The organism is Streptomyces sp. NPDC002537, from assembly GCF_053594975.1.
On the sequence record NZ_JBSFWT010000129.1, the window covers coordinates 1 to 13,403 of the forward strand.

Here is a 13,403-nt window from a genome sequence, read left to right on the forward strand (position 1 = left end):
GGCTACGCCGGACGGGCTGAAATTGCTGACTACGGTCCGCACATTCAGCCCGTCCGGCGTTTGAGGACGCGGCCGCAGGCCGCTCCCGCCGCTGGGGGCACCTCCCAGCGGTAGCTGGGGGAGGCAACGGCGCCGCAGCCGGGGTCTCACACCTGGTAGCGGTCCGCCGCGAAAAGCCGCAGGTTGTCCCGGACCCAGTCCGACGTCAGAGCCAGGCCCTCCGCCAAGGAGACCCGCGGGACCCACCCCGCCCACTCCCGCGCCCGCGAGTTGTCGGAGAGCAACCGCTCCACCTCGCTCCCGGCGGGCCGCAACCGCGCCTCGTCCACGACGACCCGGGCGTCCCGTCCCGACGCCCGGATCAGCGACTCCGCGAGATCGCCGATCGCGATCTCGCGGCCGGTCCCGAGATTGACGGCGTGCCCGATCGCCCGGTCGCAGTCGGCGAGCGCCAGGAACCCCTCCGCCGTGTCCGTGACATAGGTGAAGTCCCGCGTCGGCGTGGTCGATCCGAGCCGGATCTCGTCCGCGCCGGAGTGCAACTGCGCGAGGATCGTGGGGATCACGGCCCGCGCCGACTGCCGGGGGCCGTAGGTGTTGAAGGGCCGCACGACGGTGACCGGCAGGTCGAAGGAGTGCGCGTAGGACAGCGCCAGCATGTCCGCGCCGATCTTCGAGGCGGAGTACGGCGACTGCGGCTGCAGCGGATGGTCCTCACGGATCGGAACGGTGAGCGCCGTCCCGTACACCTCACTGGTCGAGGTGTGCACCATGCGCCGCACACCATGGCGGCGGCAGGCGGCCGCAACGTTCTCCGTACCGGCCACATTGGTCTGCACGTACGCCTCCGGCGAGGCATAGCTGTACGGAATGCCGATCAGCGCCGCGAGATGGAAGACGGTGTCGCACCCGGCGACGGCGTCCATGACCCGCCCGGCGTCGCGGACGTCCCCGGCGAGCGTCTCGACGGGCGAGCCGGGCCCGAGGTAGCGCGCGAGATGGCCGCGCTCGGCGTACGGCTTGTAGTGCACCAGCACCCGGACGCGCGCACCGCGCTCCACCAGCAGGTCGACGAGCGTCGACCCGATGAAGCCCTCCGCCCCGGTGACGAGGACGGTACGGCCGTGCCAGCTCTGCGAGTGGGGAGTCGTGGACATGAGGGTTTCCTTTCGGAGGTGGGAAGTCGTCACGCGGCGCGCAGCCCGGACGGGCCGGCCGTCGGCGGCGCGGCGGTGTGCCCGGCGAGGCGCAGCACCCAGGCGGCCATCAGCTCCGCGGCCACCGCGTGTGTGCCCGGATCGGCCGCCGCACCCATGGCGGCCAGCCGCGCCGGGTCCGCGAGCAGCGGCCCGATCAGTTCGGCGAGCCGGTCGCCGTCCGTCTCCGCGTCGGGCAGCAGCAGCCCCGCCCCGGCGTCGGAGAGCACCCGCGCGTTGTGCGTCTGGTGGTCGTGGGGCGCGTGCGGGTACGGGACCAGGACCGCGGGCATCCCCACGCTCGCGAGCTCCGCCACCGTCGCCGAACCCGCACGGCACACCACGAGGTCCGCGGCGGCGTAGGCGAGGTCCATCCGGTCCAGGTAGCCGACCGCGGTGGCGACGCGGTCGCCGCCCTCGGCGGCCAGCCGGGCCCGGGTCTCCTCCAGTGCCTTCGGCCCGGTCTTGATCACCAGATGGACGTCGCGGCGCCCGCGCCAGCACGCGGCCAGCCGTACCGCGGCCTCCGTGAGCCGGGCGGCACCGAGGCTGCCGCCGTTGAACAGCAGCATCCGCGCCCCGTCGGGCACCCCGAACACCTGCCGGGCGGGCCCGCGCAGCGCCGCCCGGTCCAGCCCGGCGACCGCGCCGACCAGCGGCATCCCCACCGTCTCGGCGCGGGCACCGGCGCGGGCGGCGAGATGGCCGCGGGTCCGGTCGAAGGCGAGGGCCACATGCGGGGTCAGCGCGGCGGCGAACCGGTTCGCACGGCCCGGCACCGCGTTGGACTCGTGCACGAGCGCGGGCCGCCCCGCCATCCGCGCGCCGAGCACCGCGGGGGCACTGGGGTAGCCGCCCATGCCGACGACGACCTGCGCACCCTGCTCCTCGATGACGCGCCGCGCCTGCATGCCGGAACGCACCAGGTCCGCGGGCAGCAGGAAGCGGCGCGACCCCAGCGAACGGTCGAACGGGATCATGTCGACCGTGTGCAGCCGGTATCCGGCCCCCGGGATCAGGCGGGTCTCCAGCCCGCGTTCGGTTCCGATGAAACTGATGACCGCGCCCGGCACGGCGCGCGTTATCGCGTCCGCGACTGCCAGCCCGGGATAAATGTGCCCGCCGGTACCGCCCGCTCCGACGACCACGGAAAGCGTGTCGTGTGCGTTTGCCATGCGGCGCAGCCTGGCGCTGATCCTTAAGAGGGTTCTAAGCCGCCGGCGCACGGAAAACGGGGTCCGGGGGCCTGCCCCCACGCGGCGGAGCCGCAAATCGACACAGCCGGGAAGGGGCGGGGCCGGGGAACAAAGCCGTCCGCACCTAAGAACGTTCTCAGACTCACTCTGAAAAGGTGGAGCACACAGAACGACCCCGCCGGAGGCGAAATGGGCGAGCCGACCGTACTGGTCGTCGACGACGACCCCGAAGTACGAGCCGCGGTGGTGGACGGCCTCACCGTGGAGGGCTACACGGTGCGCTCCGCGGCCGACGGCCTGGAAGCCCTCTCCGCCGTCGCCGCCGACCCGCCCGCCGCCATCGTCCTCGACCTGGCCATGCCGGTACTCGACGGGCTCGCCGTCTGCCGCAGGCTGCGCGGCGTCGGCGACCGCACGCCCGTGCTCGTCCTCACCGCGCGCGACGCCGTCGCGGACCGGGTCGCGGGCCTGGACGCGGGCGCCGACGACTACCTCGTCAAACCCTTCGCCCTGGACGAACTCCTCGCCCGGCTCCGGGCGCTGCTGCGCCGCGCGGCCCCCGTGGAACCCGCCGAGGAGAGCGCCGAACTGGCCTTCGCCGACCTCGTCGTCGACCCGGAGACGCGCACGGGCAGGCGCGGCGGCATCCCGCTCGAATTCACCCGCACCGAATTCGCCCTGCTGGAAGTGCTGATGCGGAACCCGGGACAAGTACTGCCCCGCGAGGTCATCCAGGAACTCGTCTGGGGCACCGACTTCGGCCCGGACTCCAATTCCCTCGCCGTCTACGTCGGTTATCTGCGGCGCAAACTGGAAGCGGGCGGCGCACCCCGCCTCGTGCACACCGTGCACGGCGTCGGCTACCGGCTGGCGGAGCGGTGAGAGTCCTGCGCGCCCGGCTCCTCGGGCGCAGGCCCCTGCGCGCCCGGCTGGCCCTGGTCACCTCCGCCGCCGTCGCGGTCGTCGCGCTCGGGGCGCTCGCCGCCTCGTACGTCGTCATCCGCTACGAGCTCGTGCGGCAGCTCGACCTCCAGCTGAAGCAGCAGGCCGGGATCATGGCGCAGCAGAACCCCGGCATCACCGACACCGGCGTCCTCTACGGCGAGTGCAACTGGCTCGCGGCCCCGGCCTGCGCCCAGATCGTCCCCGCCGACCCCGCCGCGCCGGGCCAGGGCCGCCTGGTGCTGCCCGTCACCGGGGCCACCCGCCGCGTCGCGGAGGGCACCCTCGGCGAGTACTACAGCAACATCAACCTCAAGGGCCGGGACATGCGGATGTTCACGACCCGGATCAGGGAAGGCCGGGCCCTGCAGGTCGCGGCCCGCTCCGACACGGTCGACCAGGGCGTACGGCAGGCGGGGCTGCTCCTCGCCGGGGTCGGCGGCGCCGGCGTCCTGCTCGCGGCGGGGCTCGGCTACTTCGCGTCCCGCGCGTCCCTGCGGCCCGTCACCCGGCTCACGGCCACCGCCGAACGCATCGCCGCCACCCGCGACCCGGCACACCGCATCGAGCTGCCGCCCTACGAGGCACGCCGCCAGGACGAGATCACCCGCCTCGCGACCAGCTTCAACACCATGCTCGGCGAGCTGGAGGAGGCCGTCGCCGCCCAGCGCAGGCTCGTCGCCGACGCCTCCCACGAACTGCGCACCCCGCTGACCGCGCTCCGCACCAACGCCGAACTGCTCGCCCGCGCCGAACGGCTCTCGCCCGCCCAGCGCGAGCGGGCCTCCGCCGCCCTGGGCCGCCAGCTCCGCGAGGTCACCGGCCTGGTCAACGACCTCATCGAACTCGCCAGGGACGAGGAGCCCCAGCAACTCGTCGAACAGGTCCGCCTCGATCTGCTCGCCGCGCGCTGCGTGACCGCCGCCCGCGGCCACTGGCCCGGCACACCCTTCACCGCCGACCTGGACTCGGCGGGCCCCGTCACCGTCCCCGGCGTCCCCGCCCGCCTCGCCCGGCTGCTGTCCAACCTGCTCGACAACGCGGCCAAGTTCAGCCCGCCCGGCGCCGTGGTCGAGGTCCGGCTGGAACGCACGGACCACGGCCTCGACCTCACGGTCCGCGACCACGGCCCCGGGATCTCCACCGAGGACCTGCCCTACGTCTTCGACCGCTTCTACCGCTCCCGGCAGGCCCGCGCCCTCCCCGGCTCCGGCCTCGGGCTCGCCATGGCCCGCCAGATCGCCCGCGCCCACGGCGCCGAGCTGACAGCGGAACGGGCCGAGACCGGCGGCGCCCGCTTCCGCCTCGGCTTCCCCAACGGCTAGCCCCGGGAACGCCGAAGGCCCCGGTCATGACGACCGGGGCCTTCGAACTCTGAGCGGACGACGAGACTCGAACTCGCGACATCCACCTTGGCAAGGTGGTGCTCTACCAACTGAGCTACGTCCGCATTCGCCCCGCGCTCTCGTGCGGTGCGGGAACCACTATAGCCAACCCTGAGCGCGTGCGATGCGCGCTGCCGCGTGACGGTTCTCCACACCGAGCTTCGCGACGGCCGACGAGAGGTAGTTCCGGACCGTCCCCTGCGTCAGCGAGGCCCGCTCCGCGATCTCCGCGACGGGCGCCCCGTCCTCCGCCAGCTCCAGCAGCTCGGCCTCCCTCGCGGTCAGCGGCGAATCACCCGCACTGATCGCGTCCGCCGCCAACTCCGGGTCCACATAACGGCTTCCCGCGTGCACCGACCGAATGATCTCGGCGAGCCGCTGTGCCGAAACCGTCTTCGGGACGAACCCCCGCACCCCTGCCTCCAACGCCCGCTTCAGATGCCCGGGACGGCCGTGACTGGTCACGATCATGGTGCGGCAGTCCGGCAGTTCGGCCCGCAGCGATGTGGCCACCATCACACCGTCGGCCCCTGGCATTTGAAGATCCAGCACTGCGACATCCGGCCGGTGCGCCCGAGCCATGGCCAGCGCCTCCGGACCCGAAGCGGCCTCCGCCACCACCTGGAGGTCGTCCTCCAGCCCGAGCAGCGCGGCCAGCGCCCCCCGGATCAGATGCTCGTCATCCGCCAGCATCACCCGTACGGGACCCGGCCCTCCGTTGACGCCCCCCGCCCCCGGCCCGTCCACACCACTCGCCCCCAGGCCGTCCGTCACGCTTCCCCTCCAAGACCCGCACCGGCGGCCACCGTACGGTGCGCACCGCCCTCGCCCCCCGGCGCACCCCCGTCCACGGCGTCCACGGACTCCACGGCGTCCACGGCATCCAAGGGGCGTATGGAGTCCGACGTCCCCCTGCCGGCCAGCGGGACCCGTGCCGTCACACGGAACGTCTTCGCCCCGGGGCGCTCCCCGTCGAGCGTGCCACCCAGTGCGTCCAGCCGCTCCCGCAGCCCCGCCAGGCCCGAACCGCCGCCCGAACCGCTGCCGGAACCCTCCCGCGGGCGCCGGTCCGGCACGCCGTCGTTCTCCATGACGAGCACCGCCGTCCCCTCCACGGCCCGCAGCCGTATCGCGCACCGCCCCGCGTCCGCGTGCCGCAGCACATTCGTCGTCGCCTCGCGGACCACCCAGGCCAGCGCCGACTGCACCGGCTGCGGCAGACCGTCCCCCACCGCGTCGTCGATGCGGCAGTCGATGCCCGCCGCGGCGAGCACGCCCCGGGCACCCATCAGCTCGGTGCGAAGATCGGCCTCCCGATACCCCCGCACCACCTCCCGGACCTCGCGCTGCGAGTCCTGGGCGATGCGCTGGACCTCCGCCATGTGCTCCAGCGCCGCGGGGGAGCCCCGCCGCCCCAACTGCACGGCGAGCTCGCTCTTGAGCGCGATCACCGCGAGGTTGCGGCCCATGACGTCGTGCATGTCGCGCGAGAACCGCAGCCGCTCCTCCGCGACCGCCAGCCGCGCCTGCGCCGTACGGGCCGCCTCCAGCTCCCACAGCACGGAGAGCATCCACGCCGACGTGCGCATCACGGTCAGGCTCCACACCCCGGTGAACACGGTGAACAGGGTCACCACGAACGCCCCCGCCGGCTGCCCGCCCGCCAGGAGGACCCCGCCACCCAGCACCACCGCCGCCAGCACACAGACGGCGAGATACCGGCGGATCCGGACCAGAGTGCTGAACGAGCCGAACACGATCAGCCCGCCCGCCTGGAGCATCATGGCCGAAGTGGTGATGTACGTCAGCCCTTCGACCCGGACCTTGACGACGAAGACGACCACGAAGGCGAGGAACAGCACCGCGGAGACGGCCACCCCCCACCACGGCGCGGGCCGCTTCCACAAATAGTGGTCCAGACACCGCCGGGCCAGCGTGACGTGGTGCGCGCAGTGGACGACGCAGATCCCCAACAGCAGCCACCCCAGCGGCCGGGAGCCGCTCAGCAGTTGGGTCCCATTGGACAGCGGAAAGAGGAAGGGGACCACGCAGATGGTCATCCGCGAATAGAAATCGACCTGGGCGACCCTGCTCCAGCTCCGCCATTCCCGCAGTCGTTTGCCCACGTTCGTGCCCCCCATCGCTTGTCGATCACCCGCCACTCGGCAGGCTCACCTCCGCGGCTCCCAGCGGAACCATCGCCGTACAGCAAACACGCCCAACGCCACCCAGACCAACGCGGTCAGCACATCCCGCAGGGCGTCGGCGGCGCTCATCCCGCCGAGCCAGCCATCGCGCATCAGCTCCATCGCCGGGGTCAGCGGCAGCAGCCGGCATATCTGCGCGACGCTGTCCGGCAGCGCCTCCAGGGGCACCACCAGACCCGAGCCCGCCATCGAGATCAGGAACAGGGGAGTGGTCACGAACTGCGCTCCCTCGACCGACTTGGCCCAGGCCGCGGTGGCCGCGGCCAGTGTGACGCACAGGGCCACGCCCAACACCAGCCCGGCCAGGAGCAGTTCGGGCCGGGCCACCCCTCCCAGCCGCAGCCAGGCGACGCCCGCCACCACCAGCAGGACGCACTGGGCGAGTGCCACGAGCACCGCCGGTATCGCTGTGCCCGCCAATATCTCCGTGTCACTCGCCTCGCCCGTGCGGAGCCGCTTGAGCACCAGCTCCTCCCGCCGTGCGACATAGGCGGTGACCAGGTTCTGATAGACGGCGAGGATCAGCACGAAGCCGAAGCCTCCGGTCACCGACACCTCGGCGACCGACATCCCGGCCTTGTCGAGATCGACCTTGGCGATCGCGCCGTGCATCGCGTAGACCATCACGGCGGGCATCAGCAGCCCCATGTACAGCGCGGTCTTGCTCCGCCCGAGCAGCGTCAGCTCCGCCCGCCCCAGCGCCAGCACCCGCGATCCCGCCGTGGATATCGTCGTGGCCATCGCCATCACTCACCCCTCCTCGCGGCGGCGCCCACTCCGGCGCCCGCGACCACACCCGCATCCGTATCCGGGCCCACGCCCGCTATGGCCAGGAACGCCTCCTCCAGGGAAGCGGTCCGCGCGTCCAGCCCTTCGAGCTCTATGTCCTTCTCCCGGGCCCAGAGCAGCAGCCCGGTCAGCGTCCGCTGCAACTCCCGTGTCTGGAGCTCTATCCGGCCGGCGGCCTCCTCGTGCCGCTCGACGCCCAGCTCGGCGAGCGGGGGCAGATCGCCCACGAACCAGCCCACCGGCATCGCGAAGCGGATCCGGGCCGGATAGGAGCCGATCACCTCACCGGGCGCCCCGGACGCCACGATCCGCCCCTCGCGCATGATCGCGATCCGGTCCGCGAGGGCCTCCGCCTCCTCCAGATAGTGGGTGGTCAGCAGCACTGTCGTGCCGTCCTCCCGCAGCTTGCGCACCAACTCCCAGGTGGTGTGCCGCGCCTCCGGATCCAGGCCCGTCGTCGGCTCGTCGAGGAAGAGCACCTCGGGCCTGCCGAGCAGGGCCAGCGCCAGGTCGAGCCGCCGCCGCTCACCGCCGGAGAGCTGCTTGATCCGCACATCGCCGCGGGCCGTGAGCCGGACCAGACCGAGCGCCTCCTCGACCGGCCGCGCTCCGCTGGTGCAGCCCGCCCACATCCGGACCGTCTCCGTGACGGTCAGGTCGGACGGGAAGCCGCCCTCCTGGAGCATCACCCCGACCCGCGGCCGGACCGCGGACCGCTCCTCGTAAGGATCGTGCCCCAGCACCCGCACCTGCCCGCCGGACGGCCGGGCCAGGCCCTCCAACAGCTCGACCGTGGAGGTCTTGCCCGCCCCGTTCGTGCCCAGCAGCGCGAACAACTCGCCGCGCCCCACGGTGAAGGAGACCCCCCGCACCGCCTCGAAACCCTTCTCGCCCTCCGGGCCGTAGCGACGGCGCAGCCCCGAGACGTCGATCACACTCTCCCCGATGTCCATGTCTCAAGGCTCCCGGCCGATCGGCCCGGAGATCAGTGCGAGCTGTCATGACCTCGGATGACGTATGTCATGCGACACGGGAAGGCGAGGGAAGGTGAGGGGAGGCGCGGGAAGACGCGGGAAGGCGCGGGAACACGAAAGGGGAACACGACAAAGGCCCCGGTCCATAAGACCAGGGCCTTCATCAGAAGAGCGGACGACGAGACTCGAACTCGCGACATCCACCTTGGCAAGGTGGTGCTCTACCAACTGAGCTACGTCCGCATTGCTGCCGACCGGCTTCCACCGGGCGGTGCGAACACCACTGTACCGGACTCACAGGAGTGGTCGGTACGTGATGAGAGCGGGTGACAGGAATCGCACACTGCGCCTCCCCCTTGGAAAGGGGGCGCTCTACTACTGAGCTACACCCGCATGACTCGTCACGCGCGGCCGGTCCACCGAGGTGGGACGACCGTGGAAACGATCAGAGCGGGTGACAGGAATCGCACACTGCGCCTCCCCCTTGGAAAGAGGGCGCTCTACTACTGAGCTACACCCGCATGGTGTCGTCACGAGCGGCCGGTCCACGTACATGGATCGACCGTCGGAACGATCAGAGCGGGTGACAGGAATCGCACACTGCGCCTCCCCCTTGGAAAGAGGGCGCTCTACTACTGAGCTACACCCGCATGACCCCGAAGTCCCGGCGGTTTCCCGTCCGTTCCCCTCGGCGTGATCCAAACTCTAGCTGATCAACGGGGGTGCTTGGCAACTCGGTCGGCCGACGGTCGTCCGGTGGCCGGCCGTCGGTCCGTCGATGGTCCGCCGGCGGTCACTCGGCCGCGTTGAAGGCCTCGTACACCCGCTTCGGGATGCGGCCGCGCGGCGGGACGTCCATGCCGTGGGAGCGGGCCCACGCGCGCACCGCGGACGGGTCGGGCGCGACCGACGTCCGCCGGTAGACCTTCCCCGAGCGGGACTGCTTGCGCCCGGCCTCCACGTAGCGCGAGAGGGCCGTGCGCAGTTTCTTCGCATTGGCAGTGTTGAGGTCGATCTCGTACGACTTGCCGTCGAGGCCGAAGAGGACCGTCTCCGCGGCGTCCCCGCCGTCGATGTCATCGGAAAGCGTGACCACTACGCGCTGTGCCACGAATATCGGTCCTTTCGGCGGGCGGCACCGCGGTCAGCTGCGGTGCCGCAAGGTTCGGATGGTTCGGATGGTTCCGGATCAATGATTATTCATTTGTACAACGAAGGCCATTGGAAATGGAAGCCCGGTTAATTCTCCCGGCGTGGCCCTTGACAATCAGGTGACAATCAGGAGCGTACATTTTTCCCGGGATTTTCCCTGGATTCTTCCTGACCCGATGCGTGAACGTAACAGATGGCGCGCCATATCTATGCGCGTAGATTTTTTGGGACTGTACTCTGGCCTCACCGCTTCAGCTCACGCACCACACACCGGGAGTGCCAGTGGCACGCGTCGTAGTCGACGTCATGCTCAAGCCGGAGATCCTCGACCCGCAGGGGCAGGCGGTGCAGCGCGCGCTGCCACGCCTGGGTTTCGAGGGGATCGCCGACGTCCGTCAGGGCAAGCGCTTTGAACTCGAGGTGGAGGGCCCGGTCGACGAGGCCGCCCTCGCCCGCATCCACGAGATGGCGGAAACGTTTCTCGCCAACACCGTGATCGAGGACTTCACCGTGAAGGTCGACGGGGAAGCGCGATGACCGCTCGTGTAGGAGTCATCACCTTCCCCGGCACTCTGGACGACCGCGACACCCAGCGGGCCGTACGGATCGCCGGACTCGAGCCCGTATCGCTGTGGCATCGCGACAAAGACCTCAAACAGGTCGATGCCGTGATCCTGCCCGGCGGCTTCTCCTACGGCGACTATCTGCGGGCGGGTGCCATTTCCCGCTTCTCGCCCGTCATGGAGAAGGTCGTCGAGGGTGCGCGTGAGGGCCTCCCCGTCCTCGGCATCTGCAACGGCTTCCAGGTGCTCACCGAGTCCCACCTGCTGCCCGGCGCGATGCTGCGCAACAACCACCTGCACTTCATCTGCCGCGATCAGAAGCTGCGGGTGGAGAACGCGGACACCGCCTGGACGTCCGACTACGAGGCGGGCCAGGAGATTTCCGTCCCGCTGAAGAACATCGACGGCCGGTACGTGGCCGACGAGCGGACCCTCGACGAGCTGGAGGCGGAGGGCCGCGTCGCCTTCCGCTACCTCGACGGCAACCCCAACGGCTCGCTGCGCGACATCGCCGGCATCACCAACGCCGCGGGCAATGTCGTCGGTCTGATGCCGCACCCCGAGCACGCGGTGGAGCCGCTCATCGGCACCGGCCGCACGGACGGCCTCGGATTCTTCACCTCGATCCTGAAGAAGCTGGTCAACGCATGACTCTCGACACCGTCAAGCACGCCGGCCAGACCCCGGACGACGCCCAGCCGTGGGCCGAACTCGGGCTCAAGCCGGACGAGTACGCGCGCATCCGCGAGATCCTCGGCCGCCGTCCCACCGGCGCCGAGCTGGCCATGTACTCCGTGATGTGGTCCGAGCACTGCTCGTACAAGAGCAGCAAGGTCCACCTCCGGCAGTTCGGTGAGAAGGCCCCCGAGGCCGATACACCGGGAGGGGGCGCCCTGCTCGTGGGCATCGGCGAGAACGCCGGTGTCGTCGACGTCGGCCAGGGCTACGCGGTCACCTTCAAGGTCGAGTCGCACAATCACCCTTCGTACATCGAGCCCTACCAGGGCGCGGCCACCGGCATCGGCGGCATCGTCCGCGACATCCTCGCCATGGGCGCCCGCCCGGTCGCCGTCATGGACCCGCTGCGCTTCGGCGCCGCCGACCACCCCGACACCAAGCGCGTCCTGCCGGGCGTCGTTGCGGGCATCGGCGGCTACGGCAACTGCCTGGGCCTGCCCAACATCGGCGGCGAGGTCGTCTTCGACGCCTGCTACCAGGGCAACCCGCTGGTCAACGCGCTGTGCGTGGGCGTGATGAAGCACGAGGACATCCACCTCGCGAAGGCGTCCGGCGCGGGCAACAAGGTCATCCTCTACGGCGCCCGCACCGGTGGCGACGGCATCGGCGGCGTCTCCGTGCTGGCCTCCGAGACCTTCGACTCGACCGGACCGGCCAAGCGGCCCGCCGTCCAGGTCGGCGACCCCTTCCAGGAGAAGCTCCTCATCGAGTGCACCCTGGAGATCTTCCGCGAGGACCTGGTCGACGGCATCCAGGACCTCGGCGGCGCGGGCCTGTCCTGCGCCACCAGCGAGCTGGCCAGCGCCGGTTCGGGCGGCATGCGGGTCGAGCTCGACCGTGTCCCGCTGCGCGACGCGACCCTCTCGCCCGAGGAGATCCTCATGAGCGAGTCGCAGGAGCGCATGTGCGCCGTCGTCGAGCCCGGCAAGGTCGACCGCTTCCTGGAGATCTGCGAGAAGTGGGACGTCATCGCCACCGTCATCGGTGAAGTGACCGACGGCGAACGGCTGGAGATCTTCTGGCACGGCGAGCAGATCGTCGACGTGCCGCCGCGCACGGTCGCGCACGAGGGCCCCGTCTACGAGCGTCCCTACGCCCGTCCGGACTGGCAGGACGCCCTCCAGGCCGACGACGCCAACGCGCTGCCGCGCCCGGCGACCGCCGAGGACCTCCGCCGCCAGGTCGTCCAGGTGATCTCCTCGCCGAACCAGGCGTCCAAGTCCTGGATCACCGACCAGTACGACCGGTTCGTGCAGGGCAACACGGTGCTGTCGCAGCCGGAGGACTCCGGCATGGTCCGCATCGACGAGAACACCAACCTCGGTGTCGCCGTCGCCACGGACGGCAACGGCCGCTACGCCAAGCTCGACCCGTACGCGGGCGCGCAGCTGGCGCTCGCGGAGTCCTACCGCAACGTGGCCGCCACCGGCGCCCGTCCGCTGGCCATCTCCAACTGCCTGAACTTCGGCTCGCCCGAGGACCCGGCCGTCATGTGGCAGTTCGCGGAGGCCACCCGCGGTCTGGCCGACGGCTGTCTGACGCTCGGCACGCCGGTCACCGGCGGCAACGTCTCGCTCTACAACCAGACCGGCGAGACCGCCATCCACCCGACCCCCGTGGTCGCGGTGCTCGGCGTCATCGACGACGTCGACCGCCGTACGCCGATGGCGTTCCCGGAGGAGGGGCAGCTGCTCTACCTCCTGGGCGACACGCGCGAGGAACTGGGCGGTTCCGCCTGGTCGCAGGTCATCCACGACCACCTCGGCGGCCTGCCGCCGGCCGTGGACCTGGAGCGGGAGAAACTGCTCGCCGAGATCCTGATCGCCGCCTCGCGCGACGGCATGGTCGACGCCGCGCACGACCTCTCCGACGGCGGTCTGGTCCAGGCCCTCGTCGAGTCCTGCCTGCGGGGCGGGAAGGGGGCGCGGCTCGTCGTGCCCGACGGGCTGGACGCGTTCACCTTCCTCTTCTCCGAGTCGGCCGGCCGCGCCGTCGTCTCCGTGCCGCGCAGCGAGGAGCTCCGCTTCTCGGACATGTGCGGGGCGAGGGGCCTGCCGGCCGTGCGGATCGGTGTCGTGGACGGTGAATCGATCGACCTCCAGGGCCACTTCGAGCTGCCGCTCGACGAACTGCGCTCCGCGCATGAGGCCACGATCCCGGCGATCCTGGCGTAAGTCCTTGCCGGGGCTCCGCCCCCCGCGCGCGGGGCCACGGCGACCTCGCCGAGCGCGCCCGAGGCGGCCTTCCCGACCCGGGCGAGC

At 71.2% G+C, this 13,403-nt stretch carries 12 protein-coding genes and 5 tRNA genes; 5 read left to right on the forward strand and 12 right to left on the reverse strand.

Annotated elements, in window-relative coordinates; all coding sequences use genetic code 11:
• Positions 1 to 146 precede the first annotated feature (146 nt).
• Both ACWD4A_RS33260 and ACWD4A_RS33265 read right to left on the reverse strand, forming a co-directional pair.
• Entirely contained in the window at positions 147 to 1,157 is a 1,011-nt protein-coding gene (locus tag ACWD4A_RS33260) for an SDR family NAD(P)-dependent oxidoreductase (protein WP_451199840.1), read from the reverse strand.
• 29 nt (positions 1,158 to 1,186) lie between these two features.
• Positions 1,187 to 2,371, reverse strand: a complete 1,185-nt coding sequence (locus tag ACWD4A_RS33265) for a UDP-N-acetylglucosamine--N-acetylmuramyl-(pentapeptide) pyrophosphoryl-undecaprenol N-acetylglucosamine transferase (protein ID WP_451199842.1) — start codon at positions 2,369 to 2,371, stop codon at positions 1,187 to 1,189.
• A gap of 210 nt (positions 2,372 to 2,581) precedes the next feature.
• Here ACWD4A_RS33265 and ACWD4A_RS33270 point away from each other — a divergent pair, with 210 nt between their 5' ends.
• Together ACWD4A_RS33270 and ACWD4A_RS33275 are read left to right on the forward strand one after the other, a co-directional pair.
• Positions 2,582 to 3,274, forward strand: coding sequence for a response regulator transcription factor (locus tag ACWD4A_RS33270; RefSeq protein WP_451199844.1), 693 nt, complete (start codon positions 2,582 to 2,584; stop codon positions 3,272 to 3,274).
• Complete coding sequence (locus ACWD4A_RS33275; RefSeq protein WP_451199847.1) at positions 3,271 to 4,659, forward strand: ATP-binding protein; 1,389 nt, start codon at positions 3,271 to 3,273, stop codon at positions 4,657 to 4,659. Before ACWD4A_RS33270 ends, ACWD4A_RS33275 begins: the two co-directional genes overlap by 4 nt.
• Positions 4,660 to 4,711: 52 nt before the next feature.
• Here the strand turns inward: ACWD4A_RS33275 and ACWD4A_RS33280 are convergent.
• The 10 genes from ACWD4A_RS33280 to ACWD4A_RS33325 form a co-directional block, all read right to left on the reverse strand.
• Positions 4,712 to 4,784: transfer RNA gene (locus ACWD4A_RS33280), tRNA-Gly, on the reverse strand.
• A 34-nt stretch (positions 4,785 to 4,818) separates the two neighbouring features.
• Complete coding sequence (locus ACWD4A_RS33285; protein WP_451199860.1) at positions 4,819 to 5,412, reverse strand: response regulator; 594 nt, start codon at positions 5,410 to 5,412, stop codon at positions 4,819 to 4,821.
• A gap of 77 nt (positions 5,413 to 5,489) precedes the next feature.
• Positions 5,490 to 6,860, reverse strand: coding sequence for a sensor histidine kinase (locus ACWD4A_RS33290; protein ID WP_451199849.1), 1,371 nt, complete (start codon positions 6,858 to 6,860; stop codon positions 5,490 to 5,492).
• 30 nt (positions 6,861 to 6,890) lie between these two features.
• The gene (locus tag ACWD4A_RS33295; RefSeq protein WP_451199851.1) at positions 6,891 to 7,673 is read right to left on the reverse strand and encodes an ABC transporter permease; all 783 of its coding nucleotides are present in this window, start codon (positions 7,671 to 7,673) and stop codon (positions 6,891 to 6,893) included.
• On the reverse strand, positions 7,673 to 8,668 hold the full coding sequence (locus ACWD4A_RS33300; protein WP_451199853.1) for an ABC transporter ATP-binding protein: 996 nt from the start codon (positions 8,666 to 8,668) through the stop codon (positions 7,673 to 7,675). Before ACWD4A_RS33300 ends, ACWD4A_RS33295 begins: the two co-directional genes overlap by 1 nt.
• 191 nt (positions 8,669 to 8,859) lie before the next feature.
• Positions 8,860 to 8,932: transfer RNA gene (locus ACWD4A_RS33305), tRNA-Gly, on the reverse strand.
• A 78-nt stretch (positions 8,933 to 9,010) separates the two neighbouring features.
• Positions 9,011 to 9,082: transfer RNA gene (locus ACWD4A_RS33310), tRNA-Gly, on the reverse strand.
• A gap of 56 nt (positions 9,083 to 9,138) precedes the next feature.
• Positions 9,139 to 9,210 (reverse strand) — tRNA-Gly (locus ACWD4A_RS33315).
• A 57-nt stretch (positions 9,211 to 9,267) separates the two neighbouring features.
• Positions 9,268 to 9,339 (reverse strand) — tRNA-Gly (locus tag ACWD4A_RS33320).
• A gap of 143 nt (positions 9,340 to 9,482) precedes the next feature.
• Positions 9,483 to 9,800, reverse strand: coding sequence for a histone-like nucleoid-structuring protein Lsr2 (locus ACWD4A_RS33325; RefSeq protein WP_451199854.1), 318 nt, complete (start codon positions 9,798 to 9,800; stop codon positions 9,483 to 9,485).
• 323 nt (positions 9,801 to 10,123) lie between these two features.
• On the opposite strand from ACWD4A_RS33325, the gene purS reads away from it, so the two are divergent.
• Genes purS through purL form a run of 3 tightly spaced genes read left to right on the forward strand, consistent with a single transcriptional unit; the run spans position 10,124 to position 13,316 of the window.
• Positions 10,124 to 10,378, forward strand: a complete 255-nt coding sequence (gene purS, locus ACWD4A_RS33330; protein WP_130878754.1) for a phosphoribosylformylglycinamidine synthase subunit PurS — start codon at positions 10,124 to 10,126, stop codon at positions 10,376 to 10,378.
• Positions 10,375 to 11,055: a phosphoribosylformylglycinamidine synthase subunit PurQ gene (gene purQ, locus ACWD4A_RS33335; protein WP_451199855.1), complete on the forward strand. Its 681-nt coding sequence runs from the start codon at positions 10,375 to 10,377 to the stop codon at positions 11,053 to 11,055. Before purS ends, purQ begins: the two co-directional genes overlap by 4 nt.
• Positions 11,052 to 13,316 (forward strand): phosphoribosylformylglycinamidine synthase subunit PurL, encoded by a 2,265-nt coding sequence (gene purL, locus ACWD4A_RS33340; protein WP_451199858.1) that lies wholly within the window; start codon positions 11,052 to 11,054, stop codon positions 13,314 to 13,316. The genes purQ and purL overlap by 4 nt, the downstream gene beginning before the upstream one ends.
• The last annotated feature ends 87 nt before the right edge of the window (positions 13,317 to 13,403 follow it).

Coding starts and splice junctions, on each gene's coding strand:
- ACWD4A_RS33260 (WP_451199840.1), bottom strand. CDS start 1,157: ATGTCCACGACTCCCCACTCGCAGAGCTGGCACGGCCGTACCGTCCTC.
- ACWD4A_RS33265 (WP_451199842.1), bottom strand. CDS start 2,371: ATGGCAAACGCACACGACACGCTTTCCGTGGTCGTCGGAGCGGGCGGT.
- ACWD4A_RS33270 (WP_451199844.1), top strand. CDS start 2,582: ATGGGCGAGCCGACCGTACTGGTCGTCGACGACGACCCCGAAGTACGA.
- ACWD4A_RS33285 (WP_451199860.1), bottom strand. CDS start 5,412: ATGCTGGCGGATGACGAGCATCTGATCCGGGGGGCGCTGGCCGCGCTG.
- ACWD4A_RS33290 (WP_451199849.1), bottom strand. CDS start 6,860: ATGGGGGGCACGAACGTGGGCAAACGACTGCGGGAATGGCGGAGCTGG.
- ACWD4A_RS33295 (WP_451199851.1), bottom strand. CDS start 7,673: ATGGCGATGGCCACGACGATATCCACGGCGGGATCGCGGGTGCTGGCG.
- ACWD4A_RS33300 (WP_451199853.1), bottom strand. CDS start 8,668: ATGGACATCGGGGAGAGTGTGATCGACGTCTCGGGGCTGCGCCGTCGC.
- purQ (WP_451199855.1), top strand. CDS start 10,375: ATGACCGCTCGTGTAGGAGTCATCACCTTCCCCGGCACTCTGGACGAC.
- purL (WP_451199858.1), top strand. CDS start 11,052: ATGACTCTCGACACCGTCAAGCACGCCGGCCAGACCCCGGACGACGCC.